The organism is Citrobacter sp. Ce006, from assembly GCF_030336535.1.
GTDB classification, from domain to species: Bacteria; Pseudomonadota; Gammaproteobacteria; order Enterobacterales; family Enterobacteriaceae; genus Citrobacter; species Citrobacter europaeus.
Map to the genome: position 1 here is coordinate 812,309 of NZ_JAOWDO010000073.1, position 17,926 is coordinate 830,234.

Consider the following 17,926-nt stretch of genomic DNA (forward strand, 5'->3'; position numbering starts at 1 on the left):
CCTTTCCGCGTAATCTTGTGGGGGAAAATAACCACTCCCGCCACCCTTCGTTTTGCTAAACAATGCTGCATTTGCCCCACGGCGTCATATTTTAGTCATCTTTACAATCGGGTTCGCTCGTTCGGAGATCCCGACCGTTATCAGTTCGTTAGCCTGCAAAAGATTATCGGCCACGATCCGCTGAAACGAATCCATCACGCAAAGCTTAAATCCGGCTTCATTTTTTCCGACTACTCTTAATGAGCTTCGATGAAATTCACGATCCCGCTGTGTGATTTGTAGGAGTTCTCAATGGAATACAAAGATCCTATGTTTGAACTGCTGAGCAGTCTGGAGCAGATTGTTTTTAAAGATGTATCGCAGACGGTCACTCTGACGCAAAAAACCAACCCTTTCACCGAATTTGAACAGCTACGACGAGGGACAGGTTTAAAAACAGACGATTTTGCCCGGGTGATGGGCGTGACGGTCGCAATGGTTCATGAATGGGAGTCTAAACGCGTAAAGCCTTCCAGTACCGAATTGAAGTTAATGCGCCTGATTCAGGCAGACCCAAGACTAAGTAAGCAATTGATGGATTGAACTATTTTTCAATTTTACCTAAGAACGGTCCGGTAAAAGGACCGTTCCCTTACGGAGAGTATCCACAAATAAGAAAATAGTAGTTGCATCCACATGCGTAAAATGAGTTAATGCCCTCAACGGTTTGACGTACAGACCATTACAGCAGTTAGTAAGGCAAGTCCCTTCAAGAGTTATCGTTGATACCCCTCGTAGTGAGCATTTCCTTTACTGTTAAAAAATCTGTAGAGCACGCCATATCGCCGAAAGGCACACTTATTTTTTAAAAGGTAATACACTATGTCCGGTAAAATGACTGGTATCGTAAAATGGTTCAACGCTGACAAAGGTTTCGGCTTCATCACCCCTGACGATGGCTCTAAAGACGTGTTCGTACACTTCTCTGCTATCCAGAACGATGGCTACAAATCTCTGGACGAAGGTCAGAAAGTTTCCTTCACCATCGAAAGCGGCGCTAAAGGCCCGGCAGCTGGCAACGTAACCAGCCTGTAAGCTTAAAAAGCTCAAAATTCTGAATCCCTGCCATACGGCGGGGATTTTTTTTATCTGTACTTCGCAAGACTTCCCCCCAAACGCTTCTTTGCATTACTTTACCCGTCGTCCCTTTGACCTTTCCCTAAGGGCAAGCTTTATAGTGAGCCAGTCTGTATTCCACAACATTCACAAGGAATTGAAGCTATGTCGAAATCCTCACTGCTGCTGATATTAGGTTTACTCACAACCGGTAGCGCGTTCGCTGCAACCCCGCCAGCGACTTTTCTGGCGGAGAATGGGCTCAGCGGTAAATCCGTCGAGCAAATCGTCGAAACCATTGACCAGTCGCCGCAGAGTCGCCCGCTGCCGTACTCCGCATCCATCACCAGTACCGAATTAAAGCTCTCGTCGGGCGATCAGATTTATACCCTGCCGCTCGGTGACAAGTTCTATCTGTCATTTGCCCCTTATGAATGGCAAACACATCCTTGCTTCAACCACAGCCTTTCTGGCTGCCAGGGTGAAATGCCGGAGAAAACATTCAATGTCAAAGTAACGGATAACAAGGGGGGCGTGGTGGTCCAAAAAGAGATGAAGAGCGGTCGAAATGGCTTCGTCGGGATATGGTTACCGCGCAATATGACAGGTACCATCGCAGTAAGCTACAACGGTAAAACAGCGCAGTATCCCATCACGACGATGGAAGACAGCCAGACCTGTCTGACAAAATTACAGTTGCGCTAACAGCATAAAAAAATGCCGGATAAGGCACAGCCGCCATCCGGCATTTTCTAAGTCAGCTCAGGACCATTACTGCAGCAGAGAAATATCCGCCACGCGCAGGAACAGTTCGCGCAGTTTTTCGAGCATAGACAGACGGTTAATACGCAGATCTTTATCTTCCACGTTAACCATCACTTTCTCAAAGAACGCATCAACCGGTTCACGCAGCGCCGATAGCTCAACCAGCGCTTCCTGGTAATGACCGGCTGCAAAAACAGGCTCCAGCTTATCGCGCAGCACCACAACCTGCATCGCCAGCGCAATTTCTTCCGGCTCCTTCAGCGTTGCCGCATTTACGCGGTCATTCAACGTCTCTTCAGACTTCGCCAGGATGTTCGATACACGCTTGTTCGCGGCAGCCAGCGCGGACGCGGCTTCCAGCGTACGGAAGTGCGAAACCGCCTTCATACGTGCGTCAAAATCAGCCGGACGAGTCGGACGACGCGCCAGTACTGCCTGGATGGTATCGACGGTGTAACCTTCATCCTGATACCAGGCGCGGAAGCGACCAAGCATAAAGTCGATAACGTCATCCACCACGTTGGCGTTAGTCAGCTTATCGCCATACAGACGAACCGCTTCCTCGGTCAACGTTTGCAGATCCAGGTTCAGGTTCTTCTCAACGATGATACGCAGTACGCCCAGCGCGGCACGACGCAGCGCAAACGGGTCTTTGTCACCTTTCGGATGCTGACCGATACCGAAGATACCCGCCAGAGTATCCATCTTATCGGCAATCGCCACGGCACAGGCAACCGGGTTAGACGGCAGGTCATCACCAGCAAAACGCGGCTGATACTGCTCGTTCAGCGCCACAGCCACATCTTCCGCTTCACCATCGTGACGCGCGTAGTGCATGCCCATTACGCCCTGGGTATCAGTGAACTCGAAGACCATGTTGGTCATCAGGTCGCACTTAGACAGCAGGCCAGCACGCGTTGCGTGGTTAACGTCAGCGCCAATCTGACCAGCAATCCAGCCCGCCAGCGCCTGGATACGGTCAGTCTTGTCGCGCAGCGTACCCAGTTGCTGTTGGAACAGCACGGTTTGCAGACGCGGCAGATGGTCTTCCAGACGTTTTTTACGGTCGGTATTGAAGAAGAACTCGGCATCCGCCAGACGTGGACGAACCACCTTCTCGTTACCGGAGATAATCTGGCTCGGATCTTTCGATTCGATATTGGCAACGAAGATAAAGTTCGGCAGCAGTTTGCCGTCGTTCGCGTAAACCGGGAAGTACTTCTGGTCACCTTTCATGGTGTGTACCAGCGCTTCAGACGGAACCGCGAGGAATTTCTCTTCGAACTTCGCAGTCAACACTACCGGCCATTCCACCAGCGAGGTGACTTCTTCCAGCAGGCTTTCGCTCAGGTCAGCGTTACCGCCAATCTTACGCGCCGCTTCTTCAGCATCGGCTTTGATTTTCGCTTTACGCTCAGCGTAATCTGCAATCACTTTGCCGCGCTCACGCAGGATTTCTGGGTACTGATCGGCAGAATCGATGGTGAATTCCGGCTCGCCCATAAAGCGATGTCCGCGGATCACGCGATCTGACTGAATACCCAGAATAGTTGCCGGAATGACTTTGTCGCCCAGCAGCAGGGTCACGGTGTGAACCGGACGCACGAAGTGCACGTCAGACGCGCCCCAGCGCATCAGTTTCGGGATAGGCAGTTTCGCCAAAGAGGTGGCGATCATATTCGGCAGCAGCGCTTCAGCGCTTTCACCTTTCACATGCGCGCGATACAGCAGCCACTCACCTTTGTCGGTGGTCAGACGCTCAGCCTGGTCAACCGTAATGCCGCAGCCACGCGCCCAACCTTCTGCCGCTTTGCTCGGTTTTCCTTCAGCGTCAAACGCCTGGGAAATGGCCGGGCCGCGTTTTTCAACTTCACGGTCAGGTTGCGCTTGCGCCAGATTCGCGACTTTCAGCGCCAGACGACGCGGCGCGGCGAACCACTCCACGTTGCCGTGCGCGATGCCAGCGTTATCCAGCTCCGCAGTAACGTTCGCAGCAAAGGACTCAGCCAGGCTGCGCAGTGCTTTTGGTGGCAGCTCTTCAGTGCCGATTTCCACCAGAAAAGTTTTCTCAGACATGGCCGCCTCTTATTTGTCTTTGTTGCACATCGGGAAGCCAAGGGCTTCACGGGAAGCGTAGTAAGCTTCTGCCACTGCTTTGGTCAGGGTGCGAATGCGCAGGATATAGCGCTGACGCTCGGTGACGGAGATCGCTTTACGCGCATCCAGCAGGTTGAAGCTATGGGCGGCTTTCAGGATACGTTCATACGCAGGCAGCGGCAGCGGATTTTCCAGCGCCAGCAGCTGCTGCGCTTCTTTCTCGTACTGCTCGAAGCAGGTGAACAGGAAGTCCACGTCGGCGTATTCGAAGTTGTAGGTGGATTGCTCCACTTCGTTCTGATGGAACACGTCGCCGTAAGTGGTTTTACCCAGCGGGCCGTCGCTCCAGACCAGGTCGTAAACGCTGTCTACGCCCTGAATGTACATGGCCAGACGTTCCAGACCGTAGGTAATTTCCCCGGTCACAGGTTTACACTCCAGACCACCAACCTGCTGGAAGTAGGTGAACTGCGTCACTTCCATGCCGTTCAGCCACACTTCCCAACCCAGACCCCAGGCACCCAGCGTCGGGTTTTCCCAGTTATCTTCCACGAAACGGATATCGTGAATGGTCGGGTCCATACCCAGCTCTTTCAGAGAACCCAGGTACAGCTCCTGAATGTTGTCCGGAGACGGCTTAATCACTACCTGGAACTGATAGTAGTGCTGTAAGCGGTTCGGGTTTTCGCCATAGCGGCCATCGGTCGGACGACGAGAAGGCTGCACATAAGCAGTCGCCATCGGTTCCGGCCCCAGCGCACGCAGGCAGGTCATTGGGTGAGATGTGCCCGCGCCGACTTCCATGTCCAATGGTTGAACGATGGTGCAGCCCTGGCGAGCCCAGTAATCCTGTAAGGTCAGGATCAAGCCCTGGAAGGTCCTGGTATCAAACTTTTGCATATTATTTCGTGCTGGATACGTGTGGATTTAAAGGAAGCGGTCAGTATACCCGCTGGCTGCAAGATATACAGTACGAAACGGGAAAAAGGGGGAACTTAGCGCATGGAAAGGTGCAAAAACTGCCCGTCTGCATCAAAAGAGCAGACAAAATTCTCTTTACGGAAGGTCGAACCACGCATCTCATAGCTGCCCTGGAATTGTTCCAGGCCGGAGATATCAATTTTCTGCGCGCCGGTGTTATAAAGTTGTGCCGCCTCATTTTTGCACAGCGACTCCATATCCAGCGAGCGTGTTGCACTGACCTTAACCTTTTGCGCCTTCTGCGCGGGTGCAGGCGGCTGTGTGTTAGCGCACGCTACCAGCATGAGGGTAGCAATCGCGGGAAAGAAATACTTCATCATCATTTTATTACCGCCTGGTTTGCTGGTCAGTCTTATTATTAGTGTCTGGAAACTGATCCTATTTTGAGAATCTCATCAGACCATCTCAAGCTTTAGCGTAAGAACTCGGATTATTCCAGTGAGCTACGCGCGCAAAATTTCGGTCAGACTTTTTTTAACGGATACAGAGGAACTGATGCAGCCCAAAATTTTCTGGATTGATAACCTGCGCGGGATAGCCTGTCTCATGGTCGTGATGATCCACACCACGACCTGGTACATCACCAATGCGCAAAGCGTCAGCCCGTTGAATTGGGATCTGGCCAATGTGCTCAATTCAGCCTCTCGCGTCAGCGTCCCGCTGTTCTTTATGATTTCGGGCTATCTTTTTTTTGGCGAGCGCAGCGCCAAACCGCGCCATTTCACGCGCATCGCGCTCTGCATTTTGTTTTACAGCAGCGTGGCGCTGGCCTATATCCTGCTGTTTACCTCGATCAACGCCGGGCTGTCGCTGAAAAACCTGCTGCAAAAGCCGGTGTTCTATCACCTGTGGTTTTTCTTCGCGATCGCCGTCATCTACCTGGTTTCACCGCTGATACAGGTGAAAAATATCAGCGGCAAGATGCTGCTGGCGCTCATGGTAGTGATTGGGGTGATTGCCAATCCCAACACCGTTTCGCAAAAAATTGGCGGTTTTGAATGGCTGCCCATCAATCTGTACATCAGTGGCGACACTTTCTATTACATCGTGTACGGCCTGCTGGGTCGGGCGATTGGCATGATGGATACGCAAAAGCGCGCGCTCACCTTGCTCTGTGCGGCGTTGTTCATCACCGCGGTGTTTGTTATTTCTCGGGGCACGTTGCATGAACTGCGCTGGCGAGGCAATTTTGCCGATACCTGGTATCTCTACTGCGGTCCGGCAGTATTTATTTGCGCCGCCTCGCTCCTGACGCTGGTCAAAAATACGCTCAGCACGCGCACTTTGCCGGTACTGGGCCTTATTTCCCGCCACTCGCTGGGCATTTATGGCTTTCATGCGCTGATCATTCACGCGCTGCGCACCAACGGCCTTGAACTCAAGAGCTGGCCACCGCTGGATATGCTGTGGATTTTCAGCGCTACGCTGGCTGGTAGTTTACTGTTGTCCATACTGTTGCAGCGTATCGATACGCGCAGGCTGGTGAGCTAAAAAGAAAAGCCCTCGATCGGTAACCATCGAGGGCAAGCGATCATTCTGTAAAATCTTCCGCTACTGCTGGCGTTTCTTTTGATTGATCCAAACCACCATCACGGATATTTTTCTGTACCGCAACGGTACCAAACAGGCTCAAAAAGAAGGCCAGGCCATAAAATCCTTTCTCGTTTAGCAGCAGCGTGGCATTCCACAAACCGATAACCAACAACGCCACCGCAATAACAAACGCGGCCAGGCAGGTTACGTAGTAAATCGGCGTAGTCGGGATCCCTTCATATTTATCCCGTACCGTTTTTTGATAAGACGCAGCAGAAAACAAACCAAGCACCAAAACAGCAAAGTAATACCCCTTTTCGTTCAACTGCATATCGGCGTTCCACAACCCCAACAGATAAACCACAATACCGCCGAGCAGCGCGACCCACGACACAATGCTAAATGCGGGTGAATAAGTTGATGTCCTGTTTTCCATTTAGAGTTCCTGTCCTTTAGATAAATATTCTGCTGGGCGCATGAGTAAAACTTGCCCCAGTAAACACACAAAGAATGCCGCCGGGTACAGCCCCATTTCGATGGGTGCTAACGGGGTATTCCACACCCCCACCAGCAACAATCCGATCGTTATGAGCGCCACCATCTGACACACGGAAGCGAAGCGTTCGTCGTTCTGATTGAGATTTTCAGCACGCTGATAAGCGTACGTCACAAACATGCCCGTCATCAGCGCACCAAAAAAATAGCCTTTGCTGCTCAATAACGGGCATGCTCGCCATAAGCCAATAACGTAAATCAACGCGCCAGAGAGGAATAATATCCATGGCAACAGCCTTGTCGTCTTCATTGGGATCTCCTTATCCATCATGGATACAATATGAATAACCCGCTAAAGACAACACAGAAAAATGACACTACGCCGGACTTTCAGAATAAATTCATGCACGCTAATTATTTATTAGATTGAAATATATATTTGATAAATCCCCGCTGTTTACCAGAGGGGATTTAGGGTCAGGACATCAGCGGTTTTAATTGCTGATAGATTTGGCGGAAGGTTTCCCGACGCTGTTGGTAAAGCGCGTGGCGCCCGGCATCCGGATAATGCGCTTGTTCCAGCGTAAGCTGAGGCAGAAGGTCTGATAAAGGCCGCTGCGGATTCATGGCAATTTGCGCCAGTCGCGCCGCGCCGAGTGCAGGGCCGACATCGCCGCCGGTACGGTAATCCAGCTGCAATCCGCTGATGTCAGACAGCATCTGACGCCAGTATTCGCTGCGCGCCCCGCCGCCAATCAGCGTGATGCTGGCGGGCTGCACGCCGCAGGCATGAACCACGTCCATACCATCGGCCAGCGCAAAACCCACGCCTTCCAGCACCGCCTGCGCCAGTTCCGCCGGCCCGTGCTGATGCGTCAGACCGAAAAATACGCCCTTTGCCTGTGGGTTGTTGTGCGGCGTACGTTCCCCGGACAGATAGGGTAAAAACCAGACCGGCTCAGCGTGTTCATCCGCCCCTTGCGCAGCAGCAATCAACGCAGGAACGCTCGCCAGTCCGGTTAATTTTGCCGCCCAGTCCAGGCAGGACGCCGCACTCAGCATCACGGACATCAGATGCCATCGTTCAGGCAAGGCATGGCAAAAGCTGTGGACTGCGCTTTCCGGTTTGCTGAGAAAGCCGTCGCTGACCGCAAAATAGACCCCGGAAGTACCCAGCGATAACATCGCCTGACCGGCATTCATCATGCCCACACCCACTGCTCCCGCCGCGTTATCGCCGCCGCCGGCAACCACCGCAACCTCCTGCATACCCCAGGCGTGGGCGACCTCTGGCAACAATGTTCCGGTAATATCGCTGCCTTCATAGAGCGCAGGCATATGCGCACGAGTCAGCTTACAGGCGGCCAGCATGACATCACTCCAGTCACGCTTCGCGACATCCAGCCACATCGTACCTGCCGCATCAGACATATCGCTGGCAAAATCGCCGGTCATACGCAGGCGCAGGTAATCTTTCGGCAGCAGGACTTTATCAACCCGGCTAAAAATCTCCGGTTCGTGGCGCTGCACCCACAGCAGCTTTGGCGCGGTAAAGCCGGGCATCATCAGGTTGCCAGTGATGGCACGAGAGTGCGGAACCAGGTTCTCGAGCATCACGCACTCTTCAGCACAGCGACCATCGTTCCACAAGATAGCCGGACGCAATACCTTCCGTTGCTCGTCCAGTAGCGTGGCGCCGTGCATTTGTCCGGCAATCCCCAGCGCTTTCACTTCGCGAAGTGAATGCTGCTGGCCCAGCGCTGTCACCGCACGATCCGTTGCCCGCCACCACTGCTCAGGGTCTTGTTCAGACCATAACGGATGAGGCCGCGAGACGGTGAGTTTCTCCGTGTGCGAAGCGACCACATCGCCCTGCTCATTGAGCAGAATAGCCTTTACGCCTGATGTACCTAGATCTATCCCGATATACATAGGGCATCGTTCCTTAAAGAAAGGCCCGGTAGCGCGAGCTGACCGGGCTTACCGACGTTCTCAGAGATCCGTTATTTGTCGAACAAATAATGGTTTACCAGATTTTCCAGCAATTCCTGATGACCACTCTGGTGCACCGGCGCCAGGTTGTGTTGCTCAGCGTACTGCGCAATTTCCGTCAGCGTCATCTGTCCTTTCAGAATTTGCTGACCCAGCTCACCATTCCAACCGGCATAGCGTTTAGCCACGCGTTGATCCAGACCACCGTCTTCAATCATACGGGCCGCAATTTTCAGCGACAGCGCCATGGTATCCATCGCGCCAATATGACCATAGAACAAATCGTATTTATCGGTACTCTGACGACGCACTTTGGCATCAAAGTTCAGGCCGCCGGTGGTGAAGCCGCCCGCTTTCAGGATTTCATACATCACCAGTGCATTCTCTTCGACGCTGTTAGGGAACTGGTCTGTATCCCAGCCCAGCTGTGCGTCACCACGGTTGGCATCGACAGAACCAAACAGACCCAGCGCGATAGCGGTAGCAATTTCGTGATGGAACGAGTGGCCTGCCAGCGTGGCGTGGTTGGCTTCGATATTCAGTTTGATCTCTTTTTCCAGACCGAACTGCTTGAGGAATCCGTACACGGTCGCCGCATCGTAGTCGTACTGGTGTTTGGTCGGTTCCTGCGGTTTCGGTTCAATAAGCAAAGTGCCCTGGAAACCGGTTTTGTGTTTGTGTTCCACCACCAGTTGCATGAAGCGGCCAATCTGCTCACGTTCCTGACGCAGATCGGTATTCAACAGTGTTTCATAGCCTTCACGACCTCCCCACAGAACGTAGTTTTCGCCGCCGAGCTTATGCGTGGCATCCATAGCCGTAACCACCTGCGTGGCGGCCCAACTGAACACTTCCGGATCCGGGTTCGTGGCCGCGCCCGCGCCGTAGCGTGGGTTGGTGAAGCAGTTTGCCGTTCCCCACAGCAGCTTCACACCGCTTTGTTCCTGTTTTGCCGCCAGCACATCAACCATCTGCGCAAAGTTGTTTTTATACTCTTTCAAAGACGCGCCTTCCGGCGAAACATCCACGTCATGAAAGCAGTAATAAGGCACGTTCAGCTTGTGGAAGAACTCAAATGCCACATCCGCTTTGCGTTTCGCCAGCGCCAGTGCTTCACCAGGCTGCTGCCATGGGCGATCGAAAGCCCCCATACCGAACATATCCGCACCGTTCCAGCAGAAGGTATGCCAGTAGCAGGCCGCAAAACGCAGATGATCTTCCATGCGCTTGCCCAACACGATTTCGTCAGGGTTGTAATGGCGGAATGCGAGCGGGTTGGTGGATTGAGTGCCTTCAAAACGAACACGATCGAGTTGGTCAAAATAAGCCGGCATAATAAGCTCCATAATCAGGTAATACGGCAAGTAAACTGCGATATGGCTATACTGGAATTTCCTGATTTATTGCTCAATTACGTTATTTCACACCGCTATTAAGAGAATACCCAAACGTGCGCTGGCTCCCAAAAAAACGCGCTGAAAAAAGAAATAAAAAAGCGATCGCGATCGAAGGTTAGCCATTAAACAAAAAACCGTAATGCGTAGATAAAAAATGACAATTGTCATCCCGCTGACAGTATGTGAATTTTGCGTAGCGCCAGGCAAATAAGAAATTTGTCACGCTTCATCAAGCAGTCGTACCTGCGGTTTTGCTAGTATCGACAGGCCCACGTTAACCTTTCCAGGACAGGTTCTTATGTTTGATAAACGTCACCGCATCACTCTGCTATTTAACGCCAATAAAGCCTACGACCGCCAGGTGGTAGAAGGAGTGGGTGAATATTTACAGGCATCGCAATCCGAGTGGGATATATTCATTGAGGAAGACTTCCGCGCCCGTATCGATAATATTAAAGACTGGTTAGGCGACGGCGTTATTGCTGATTATGACGATGATGACATTGCGCAATTACTTGCCGATGTCGATGTTCCCATCATCGGCGTTGGAGGTTCTTACCATCTGGAGCAAGATTACCCACCGGTACATTACATCGCCACCGACAACCACGCGCTGGTAGAAAGCGCTTTCCTGCATCTGAAAGAGAAGGGAGTTAACCGCTTTGCATTTTACGGCCTGCCCTCCTCAAGCGGTAAACGCTGGGCCGCGGAACGTGAATATGCGTTTTGCCAGTTGGTTGCCAAAGAGAAGTACCGCGGTGTCGTCTATCAGGGGCTGGAAACCGCGCCGGAGAACTGGCAGCACGCGCAAAATCGACTGGCGGACTGGCTACAAACTCTGCCGCCGCAAACCGGTATTATCGCCGTTACCGACGCGCGGGCACGACACGTCCTGCAAGTCTGCGAACACCTGCATATTCCGGTACCGGAAAAACTGTGCGTGATAGGAATAGACAACGAAGAATTGACCCGCTACCTGTCCCGGGTGGCGCTGTCATCCGTGGCTCAGGGAGCCAGGCAGATGGGATATCAGGCTGCTAAACTCCTGCACCGTTTACTGGCGAACGAGGAACTGCCGCTGCAACGCATTTTGGTTCCTCCGGTGCGTGTCATTGAACGTCGCTCAACCGACTACCGTTCCTTAACCGACCCGGCGGTCATTCAGGCGATGCACTTTATCCGTAATCATGCCTGTAAAGGTATTAAGGTTGAACAGGTGCTGGATTCAGTAGGAATCTCACGCTCGAACCTGGAGAAGCGCTTTAAAGAAGAGGTCGGCGAGACTATCCACGCTGTGATTCATGCCGAAAAGCTGGAAAAAGCGCGTAGCCTGTTGATTTCTACCACACTTTCAATCAACGAAATTTCACAGATGTGCGGCTATCCGTCTCTGCAGTATTTCTATTCGGTCTTCAAGAAAGAGTACGACACGACGCCAAAAGAGTATCGCGATGTGAACAGTGAAGTGTTGCTATAGAGGGAATTACCGGATGGCGACTTCGTCTGATCCGGCCTACGAGATGACTTGTAGACCGGATCAGCACGCGAAATTACATATGCGCGGCGATTAAACGCTGGTTATCCTGATACATTGCGAACAGATAGTTGTTGTAGCTCTGTCCCTTAGTGGAGTAACCCTTCAGCTTATGGATCATCGCGGTAGCGGTGACTTCCTGGTCGGCTTTACGCAGTTGCGCGCGTGACTTACGGAAGGAAGAGTAAGCCGGATGCGTGTTCAGGTTGATGACGTAAGCATTCACCGACTCTTTCACCGATTCAAACTGTGAGTAGCCTTTCACCTTACCTGGTGCATTGTTACAACGACCTTTGCCACATTTCATGCCAAACAGGTTGTTGTTGCTGCGCGCCAGCTTCGACGTGCCCCAGCCGCTTTCGGCCGCAGCCATGGTTGCCACCATACTGGTCGGGATAATGTCTACGCGCTCAAGCAGCGTATTCCACGGAATTTTACGCGTGTTACCAGACCAGCTAACTTTGTAGCGCTTCGCGATGTCTTTCATCCGCGTACGCTCAGTCGGTGACCAGCGGTTCTGGTACTGTTTTGAAATCAGCCAGTTACGGTCCGCCGTAATGGCAGCATTTTGACTGGTAATATAAGGCATAACCGTCCGGAGAAACGCTTTTTTCCTTGGTGTTCCGGAAGGGTATTTTCGCAAATCAGGAAGTGAACTACTCTTTGCACTATTGCGAGAATACTCTTGTTTACTGCTAACCTGTTTATTACTTGCCTTGGTTATCTGGGGCTTGTGACTCGTTGTCGCCGTGTGTGTCTTTGCCAGCACCTCACCCGAAAATGCAACGGTGAGTAACATAAGAATCATTGCCCCATATCGTCGAATGGGAGTCAATATCATTAGGTCTCCTGGTCGGATTTATACATTCCAACACCTTATATTTTTCACAAAAATGAGAGATGAATCTCAAATCATATCAAAAATAGCTGTCAAGAGCACCCAAAGGAATAGTCCAATTCTGAAACTATGTCACGCATTAACAGTTCTGGGCGCCATTAATTCGAAGAAAATGTGGGGGTTATCGCAAAATCAGTTTATTTTTTGCGCGCGTTAACTCACCCTCACTTCTCCTCCTGGCGGAATCGACTCTAAGGAGGAGTTTCCGGCCTGATTTCACTGGCAAACTGGCGAAAATTGCAGCATCAAGGACAGCATTATGAAACTTGCCGCCGTTGCGCTGGCGCTCATACCCGGCATTGCCATCGCTTCATCATGGACTTCTCAAGGACTACCGACCTTCGAAGCGGAAGGTACGGGTAAATTCGTCAGCCATGCAGCGTTGACGAAGGGTACTCGTCCTTTAACCCTGAATTTTGACCAACAGTGCTGGCAGCCCGCCGATGCGATAAAACTCAACCAGATGCTGTCGCTAAAACCGTGTGAAGGCGCTCCGCCGCAGTGGCGCTTATTCAAAGACGGCGATTACACGCTGGAAGTGGATACCCGCTCCGGCACGCCAACGCTGATGCTCTCGGTAAAAAGCGCCGCAGACCCTGTCACGACCCAGATTCGCCAGTGCCCGAAATGGGACGGTGCGCCGGTCACGCTGAACGTGAGCCAGACCTTCCCGGAAGGTGCCGTGGTACGTGATTTCTACAGCCAGCAAACCGCGACGGTAAAAAACGGGGCGATTACCCTGCAGCCCGCCGCAACCAGTAACGGGCTGTTGCTGCTCGAACGGGCGGAAACTGATGCCCCTACCGCTTTTGACTGGCATAACGCCACGGTGTATTTCGTCCTGACGGACCGCTTTGTAAATGGCGATCCGAGTAACGACCACAGCTATGGGCGTCGCAGCGACGGCATGCAGGAAATTGGCACCTTCCACGGCGGCGATTTGCGCGGGCTCGCCAGCAAACTCGACTACCTGCAACAACTGGGCGTCAACGCCCTGTGGATCAGTGCGCCGTTTGAGCAAATCCACGGCTGGGTCGGTGGTGGCACCAAAGGCGACTTCCCTCACTACGCTTACCACGGCTACTACACTCAGGACTGGACCACGCTCGACGCCAATATGGGTGACGAAGCAGACCTGCGCGCGCTGGTTGATGGCGCACATCAGCGCGGCATCCGTGTTCTGTTTGATGTGGTAATGAACCATACCGGCTACGCCACCCTGGCGGATATGCAGGAATATCAGTTTGGGGCGCTGTACTTATCGGGCGATGAGCTGAAAAAAACGCTCGGCGAACGCTGGACTGACTGGAAACCGGCCGCCGGGCAGAGCTGGCACAGCTTTAATGATTACATCAACTTCAGCGATAAAGCCGGCTGGGAAAAATGGTGGGGGAAAAACTGGATCCGCACCGATATTGGCGATTACGACAATCCTGGCTTTGACGACCTCACCATGTCGCTGGCCTTCCTGCCCGACCTGAAAACCGATTCCACCACGCCCTCCGGGCTGCCACATTTTTATCAGCACAAGCCGGATACGCACGCTAAAGCTATCGCCGGATACACGCCCCGGGATTATCTGACGCACTGGCTCAGTCAGTGGGTGCGTGATTACGGGATTGACGGCTTTCGGGTCGATACCGCTAAACACGTCGAACTTCCCGCCTGGCAGCAGCTAAAAACACAGGCCAGCACGGCGCTGGTCGAATGGAAGAAAGCCAACCCTGACAAAGCGCTGGATGATAAACCCTTCTGGATGACCGGCGAGGCCTGGGGCCACGGCGTGATGCAAAGCGACTATTACCGTCACGGCTTCGATGCGATGATCAATTTCGACTACCAGGAGCAAGCGGCAAAAGCCGTCGAGTGTCTGGCGAATATGGACCCCACCTGGCAGCAGATGGCGGATAAACTGCAGGACTTTAACGTTCTGAGCTATCTCTCCTCACACGATACGCGTCTGTTCCGCGAAGGTGGAGACAAAGCCGCCGAGCTATTGCTGCTGGCGCCTGGCGCGGTACAACTCTTTTATGGCGACGAGTCGGCCCGCTCCTTTGGCCCAACCGGCTCAGATCCATTACAGGGGACGCGCTCGGAGATGAACTGGCAGGATGTGACCGGGAAATCTGCCGCCAGCGTCGCACACTGGCAACGTATCAGCCAGTTCAGGGCCAGACATCCGGCCATTGGCGCCGGTAAACAAACCACGCTGCCCCTGAAGCAGGGATACGGATTTATCCGCGAACATGGCGACGACAAAGTGATGGTGGTGTGGGCCGGTCAGCCCTGACGCGCCCGGCTTCTCGCTGTGCACGCAGCGGGAAGCCTGATTCAACATAAAAAACCAGCCAGATAAAAATCTACAGCACAAAACCTCAATCCAACCTGATGCCCCCGATTTGCACCCTGCCATGGGTAGCGCTATGGTTAGCCACTTTACTACTCAGTTCGACAGACCACCTGCTATGACATTCTCACTTTTTGGCGACAAATTCACCCGCCATTCAGGCATCACACGCCTGATGGAGGACCTCAACGACGGTTTACGCACCCCAGGCGCCATCATGCTTGGCGGCGGTAATCCGGCGCAAATTCCAGAGATGCAAAATTACTTTCAGTCTCTGCTGGCAGATATGCTGGAAAACGGCAAAGCCACTGATGCGCTTTGTAATTATGACGGTCCACAAGGAAAAACCGAGCTACTGTCTGAGCTGGCGAAACTGCTACGTGAGAAGCAGGGTTGGGATATCGAGCCACAAAATATTGCTCTGACAAATGGCAGTCAGAGCGCGTTTTTCTACTTATTCAATCTGTTCGCCGGACGTCGCGCCGACGGCACAACGCAAAAAGTATTGTTCCCGTTAGCCCCGGAATACATTGGTTATGCCGATTCCGGGCTGGAAGAGGAACTCTTTGTCTCCGCGCGCCCAAACATCGAACTGTTACCGGAAGGCCAGTTTAAGTATCACGTTGATTTTGAACACCTGCATATTGGTGAAGAGACGGGGATGATTTGCGTGTCTCGTCCGACGAATCCGACAGGCAACGTGATCACCGACGAAGAGCTGATGAAGCTGGACCGGCTGGCCAACCAGCATGGGATCCCGCTGGTGATTGATAACGCCTATGGCGTACCGTTCCCCGGCATCATCTTTAGCGAAGCGCGCCCGCTGTGGAACCCCAACATTGTGCTGTGCATGAGCCTTTCGAAGCTGGGCCTGCCAGGCTCCCGCTGCGGCATCATCATCGCGAATGAAAAAATCATCACCGCCATCACCAATATGAACGGCATCATCAGCCTCGCGCCTGGCGGAATGGGGCCGGCAATGATGTGCGAGATGATTAAACGTAACGATCTGCTGCGCCTCTCCGAAACGGTAATCAAACCGTTTTATTATCAGCGTGTTCAGGAGACGATTGCGATCATTCGCCGCTATTTGTCTGAAGATCGCTGCCTGATCCACAAACCGGAAGGCGCGATTTTCCTGTGGTTATGGTTTAAAGATTTGCCGATCACCACCGAGCTGCTGTATCAGCGCCTGAAAGCGCGCGGCGTACTGATGGTTCCCGGTGACTACTTCTTCCCGGGTCTGGATAAACCCTGGCCGCATACCCATCAGTGCATGCGGATGAACTACGTTCCGGAGCCGGAGAAAATCGAAGCTGGGGTGAAGATTCTGGCGGAAGAGATCGAGCGCGCCTGGAGCGAAGGGAGCAGCTGATTTTTGTCGCCCGATACCGTTTTGTATCGGGCGCTAGCATCACGAACTGTGCGATATCAGCTCGAAGATATTATCCGGGGTAAACACTCCCTGCGGATGATAAATGCGCCAGTCACTGAGCAGTGTAAACGGTAACGTATATTGCTCGCCTTCCTGCATATGATGCACGTAATACGGCTGATTGGTTAATACGCCTGTCAGATGTTCATCAGCGATGTTCTGCAACATAAACCACATATGTTCGCGCTTATCTTCATCCCCGTAGGGAACACCGATTTTGACAAGGGGCGCTGATATTTCATTATGCTGCGTCTCAAAAATATGCTGGAAATAAGGCCAGCGCATTTGCGCTTTTTGCGCTTTTTGCGCATCGCTATCCGACAATGCGATACTTTTCATGAACATCACTTGATCGCCGCCCAGCCCACCGTCAATCACGCTGCCAATGCCGCCACGCTCATCGGCTAGACGGAACAACAGGCACGACGGGCCATTATGCTCATCTTCCCGATCGGCCAGATCGCCGGAAAAACGCCCGGAAGGTAAATCTGAGATATCACCCACCCTCTCTGCGATCTCAGGCAACAGGTTCAGGTTGCCGCCATGTTCGATCACGCTAAGTCCCTGTTCCCAGGGAATGGCCACAATATACTGCTCGCCTTCGTGAGTTCGCGCCAGCATCAGCGGTTCATTACAATACATGCCGCGATCGTCAATACAGATATTCACAAACGCTTCAATCATGTAGCCAATGCTGCCCAGACTTTCCACCGGCTGGTGAATAATCACCTCGCACTCCGGTAAACCCAACCGCCGCAGGCCATGCGTGTGCAACCAGTAATGATCGTTTTCATCATCGTGAACGGCGTGGATCGCATACAGTGTATCTGCACGCGGCCGCGCCGGAAAACGCGCTTCAAACAGTAACCGCTCGCGGGAAAACAGCCTACCGCCTGCGCTAGCGTCCTGGGCCACCAGCAGGTCCGGCACCAACAGTCCCACAATTTTGATCGCCTGCTGCCAGCTCAGGAAAACATCATTACTAAAACGGGTCGTGACTGAGATTCGCTGGCGATAATCTGCCATCTCAGAAAGTACCTCCGGTGCAACAGAACGTGCGCCAGGGACGTATTCCAGGGCGGAAGGATCGTGCTCACAGCTAAAGAGAGAAACGCGATAAAGATAAAGCTCACCGTCTGCGGTAAAGGTCAGATGCAGTTCTTCTTTCTCTTCGTCAATACGTGACAACAGCTCCGGAAATAGCGTCTGCCCCTCCACACGCGCCTGTAACGCTTCAAGGGTAACGGGTTGTGGCGGGGTCGCTACAAACTCGGAGTCCGTTTTAAACAGACCGTTGTTCGCAGCGGCGAGATACGCTTGCTTGTTTGATGCCATAATTATGCGTCCTTGCTCAATG

The 17,926-nt window shown here is 52.7% G+C and carries 16 protein-coding genes; 7 read left to right on the forward strand and 9 right to left on the reverse strand.

What is annotated here, in order from left to right; all coding sequences use genetic code 11:
* Window positions 1-291: 291 nt before the first annotated feature.
* From OGV94_RS22480 to cueP, 3 genes are all read left to right on the forward strand, one after another.
* Window positions 292-582 carry an HTH-type transcriptional regulator gene (locus OGV94_RS22480; protein ID WP_005133819.1) on the forward strand — a complete coding sequence of 97 codons (291 nt, stop codon included), beginning with the start codon at window positions 292-294 and terminating at the stop codon, window positions 580-582.
* A 279-nt stretch (window positions 583-861) separates the two neighbouring features.
* Window positions 862-1,074: a transcription antiterminator/RNA stability regulator CspE gene (gene cspE, locus OGV94_RS22485; protein WP_000014594.1), complete on the forward strand. Its 213-nt coding sequence runs from the start codon at window positions 862-864 to the stop codon at window positions 1,072-1,074.
* Between the two features lie 186 nt (window positions 1,075-1,260).
* Window positions 1,261-1,800: a copper-binding periplasmic metallochaperone CueP gene (cueP, locus tag OGV94_RS22490; RefSeq protein WP_043018683.1), complete on the forward strand. Its 540-nt coding sequence runs from the start codon at window positions 1,261-1,263 to the stop codon at window positions 1,798-1,800.
* Between the two features lie 66 nt (window positions 1,801-1,866).
* Here cueP and glyS read toward each other — a convergent pair whose 3' ends face one another.
* The 3 genes from glyS to OGV94_RS22505 all read right to left on the reverse strand — a co-directional run bounded on the left by glyS (window position 1,867) and on the right by OGV94_RS22505 (window position 5,261).
* Window positions 1,867-3,936, reverse strand: a complete 2,070-nt coding sequence (gene glyS, locus OGV94_RS22495) for a glycine--tRNA ligase subunit beta (protein WP_043018684.1) — start codon at window positions 3,934-3,936, stop codon at window positions 1,867-1,869.
* A gap of 9 nt (window positions 3,937-3,945) precedes the next feature.
* Entirely contained in the window at window positions 3,946-4,857 is a 912-nt protein-coding gene (gene glyQ / locus OGV94_RS22500; RefSeq protein WP_001168551.1) for a glycine--tRNA ligase subunit alpha, read from the reverse strand.
* Window positions 4,858-4,952: 95 nt separating this feature from the next.
* Complete coding sequence (locus OGV94_RS22505; RefSeq protein ID WP_193145673.1) at window positions 4,953-5,261, reverse strand: YsaB family lipoprotein; 309 nt, start codon at window positions 5,259-5,261, stop codon at window positions 4,953-4,955.
* A gap of 172 nt (window positions 5,262-5,433) precedes the next feature.
* On the opposite strand from OGV94_RS22505, the gene OGV94_RS22510 reads away from it, so the two are divergent.
* Window positions 5,434-6,429, forward strand: coding sequence for an acyltransferase (locus tag OGV94_RS22510; protein WP_193145675.1), 996 nt, complete (start codon window positions 5,434-5,436; stop codon window positions 6,427-6,429).
* Between the two features lie 40 nt (window positions 6,430-6,469).
* Here OGV94_RS22510 and yiaA read toward each other — a convergent pair whose 3' ends face one another.
* The 4 genes from yiaA to xylA all read right to left on the reverse strand — a co-directional run bounded on the left by yiaA (window position 6,470) and on the right by xylA (window position 10,292).
* Window positions 6,470-6,907, reverse strand: coding sequence for an inner membrane protein YiaA (gene yiaA / locus OGV94_RS22515; RefSeq protein WP_075145496.1), 438 nt, complete (start codon window positions 6,905-6,907; stop codon window positions 6,470-6,472).
* On the reverse strand, window positions 6,908-7,276 hold the full coding sequence (gene yiaB / locus OGV94_RS22520; protein WP_047407954.1) for an inner membrane protein YiaB: 369 nt from the start codon (window positions 7,274-7,276) through the stop codon (window positions 6,908-6,910). It abuts the gene before it with no gap.
* 167 nt (window positions 7,277-7,443) lie between these two features.
* A complete protein-coding gene (gene xylB, locus OGV94_RS22525) occupies window positions 7,444-8,898 on the reverse strand; it encodes a xylulokinase (RefSeq protein ID WP_193145677.1) in 1,455 nt (484 codons plus the stop codon).
* A 71-nt stretch (window positions 8,899-8,969) separates the two neighbouring features.
* Window positions 8,970-10,292, reverse strand: a complete 1,323-nt coding sequence (xylA, locus tag OGV94_RS22530; RefSeq protein WP_003024252.1) for a xylose isomerase — start codon at window positions 10,290-10,292, stop codon at window positions 8,970-8,972.
* A 361-nt stretch (window positions 10,293-10,653) separates the two neighbouring features.
* Between xylA and xylR the strand changes: the two genes are divergently transcribed.
* Window positions 10,654-11,832 (forward strand): D-xylose utilization transcriptional activator XylR, encoded by a 1,179-nt coding sequence (xylR, locus tag OGV94_RS22535; RefSeq protein WP_043018691.1) that lies wholly within the window; start codon window positions 10,654-10,656, stop codon window positions 11,830-11,832.
* Window positions 11,833-11,905: 73 nt separating this feature from the next.
* On the opposite strand, the gene OGV94_RS22540 is transcribed toward xylR, so the two are convergent.
* Entirely contained in the window at window positions 11,906-12,730 is an 825-nt protein-coding gene (locus OGV94_RS22540) for a protein bax (protein WP_003024247.1), read from the reverse strand.
* A gap of 316 nt (window positions 12,731-13,046) precedes the next feature.
* On the opposite strand from OGV94_RS22540, the gene malS reads away from it, so the two are divergent.
* Complete coding sequence (gene malS, locus OGV94_RS22545) at window positions 13,047-15,077, forward strand: alpha-amylase (RefSeq protein WP_286524435.1); 2,031 nt, start codon at window positions 13,047-13,049, stop codon at window positions 15,075-15,077.
* Window positions 15,078-15,252: 175 nt separating this feature from the next.
* A complete protein-coding gene (gene avtA, locus OGV94_RS22550; RefSeq protein ID WP_043018693.1) occupies window positions 15,253-16,509 on the forward strand; it encodes a valine--pyruvate transaminase in 1,257 nt (418 codons plus the stop codon).
* 39 nt (window positions 16,510-16,548) lie between these two features.
* On the opposite strand, the gene OGV94_RS22555 is transcribed toward avtA, so the two are convergent.
* Window positions 16,549-17,904 carry a DUF4026 domain-containing protein gene (locus tag OGV94_RS22555; protein ID WP_286524438.1) on the reverse strand — a complete coding sequence of 452 codons (1,356 nt, stop codon included), beginning with the start codon at window positions 17,902-17,904 and terminating at the stop codon, window positions 16,549-16,551.
* Between the last annotated feature and the right edge of the window lie 22 nt (window positions 17,905-17,926).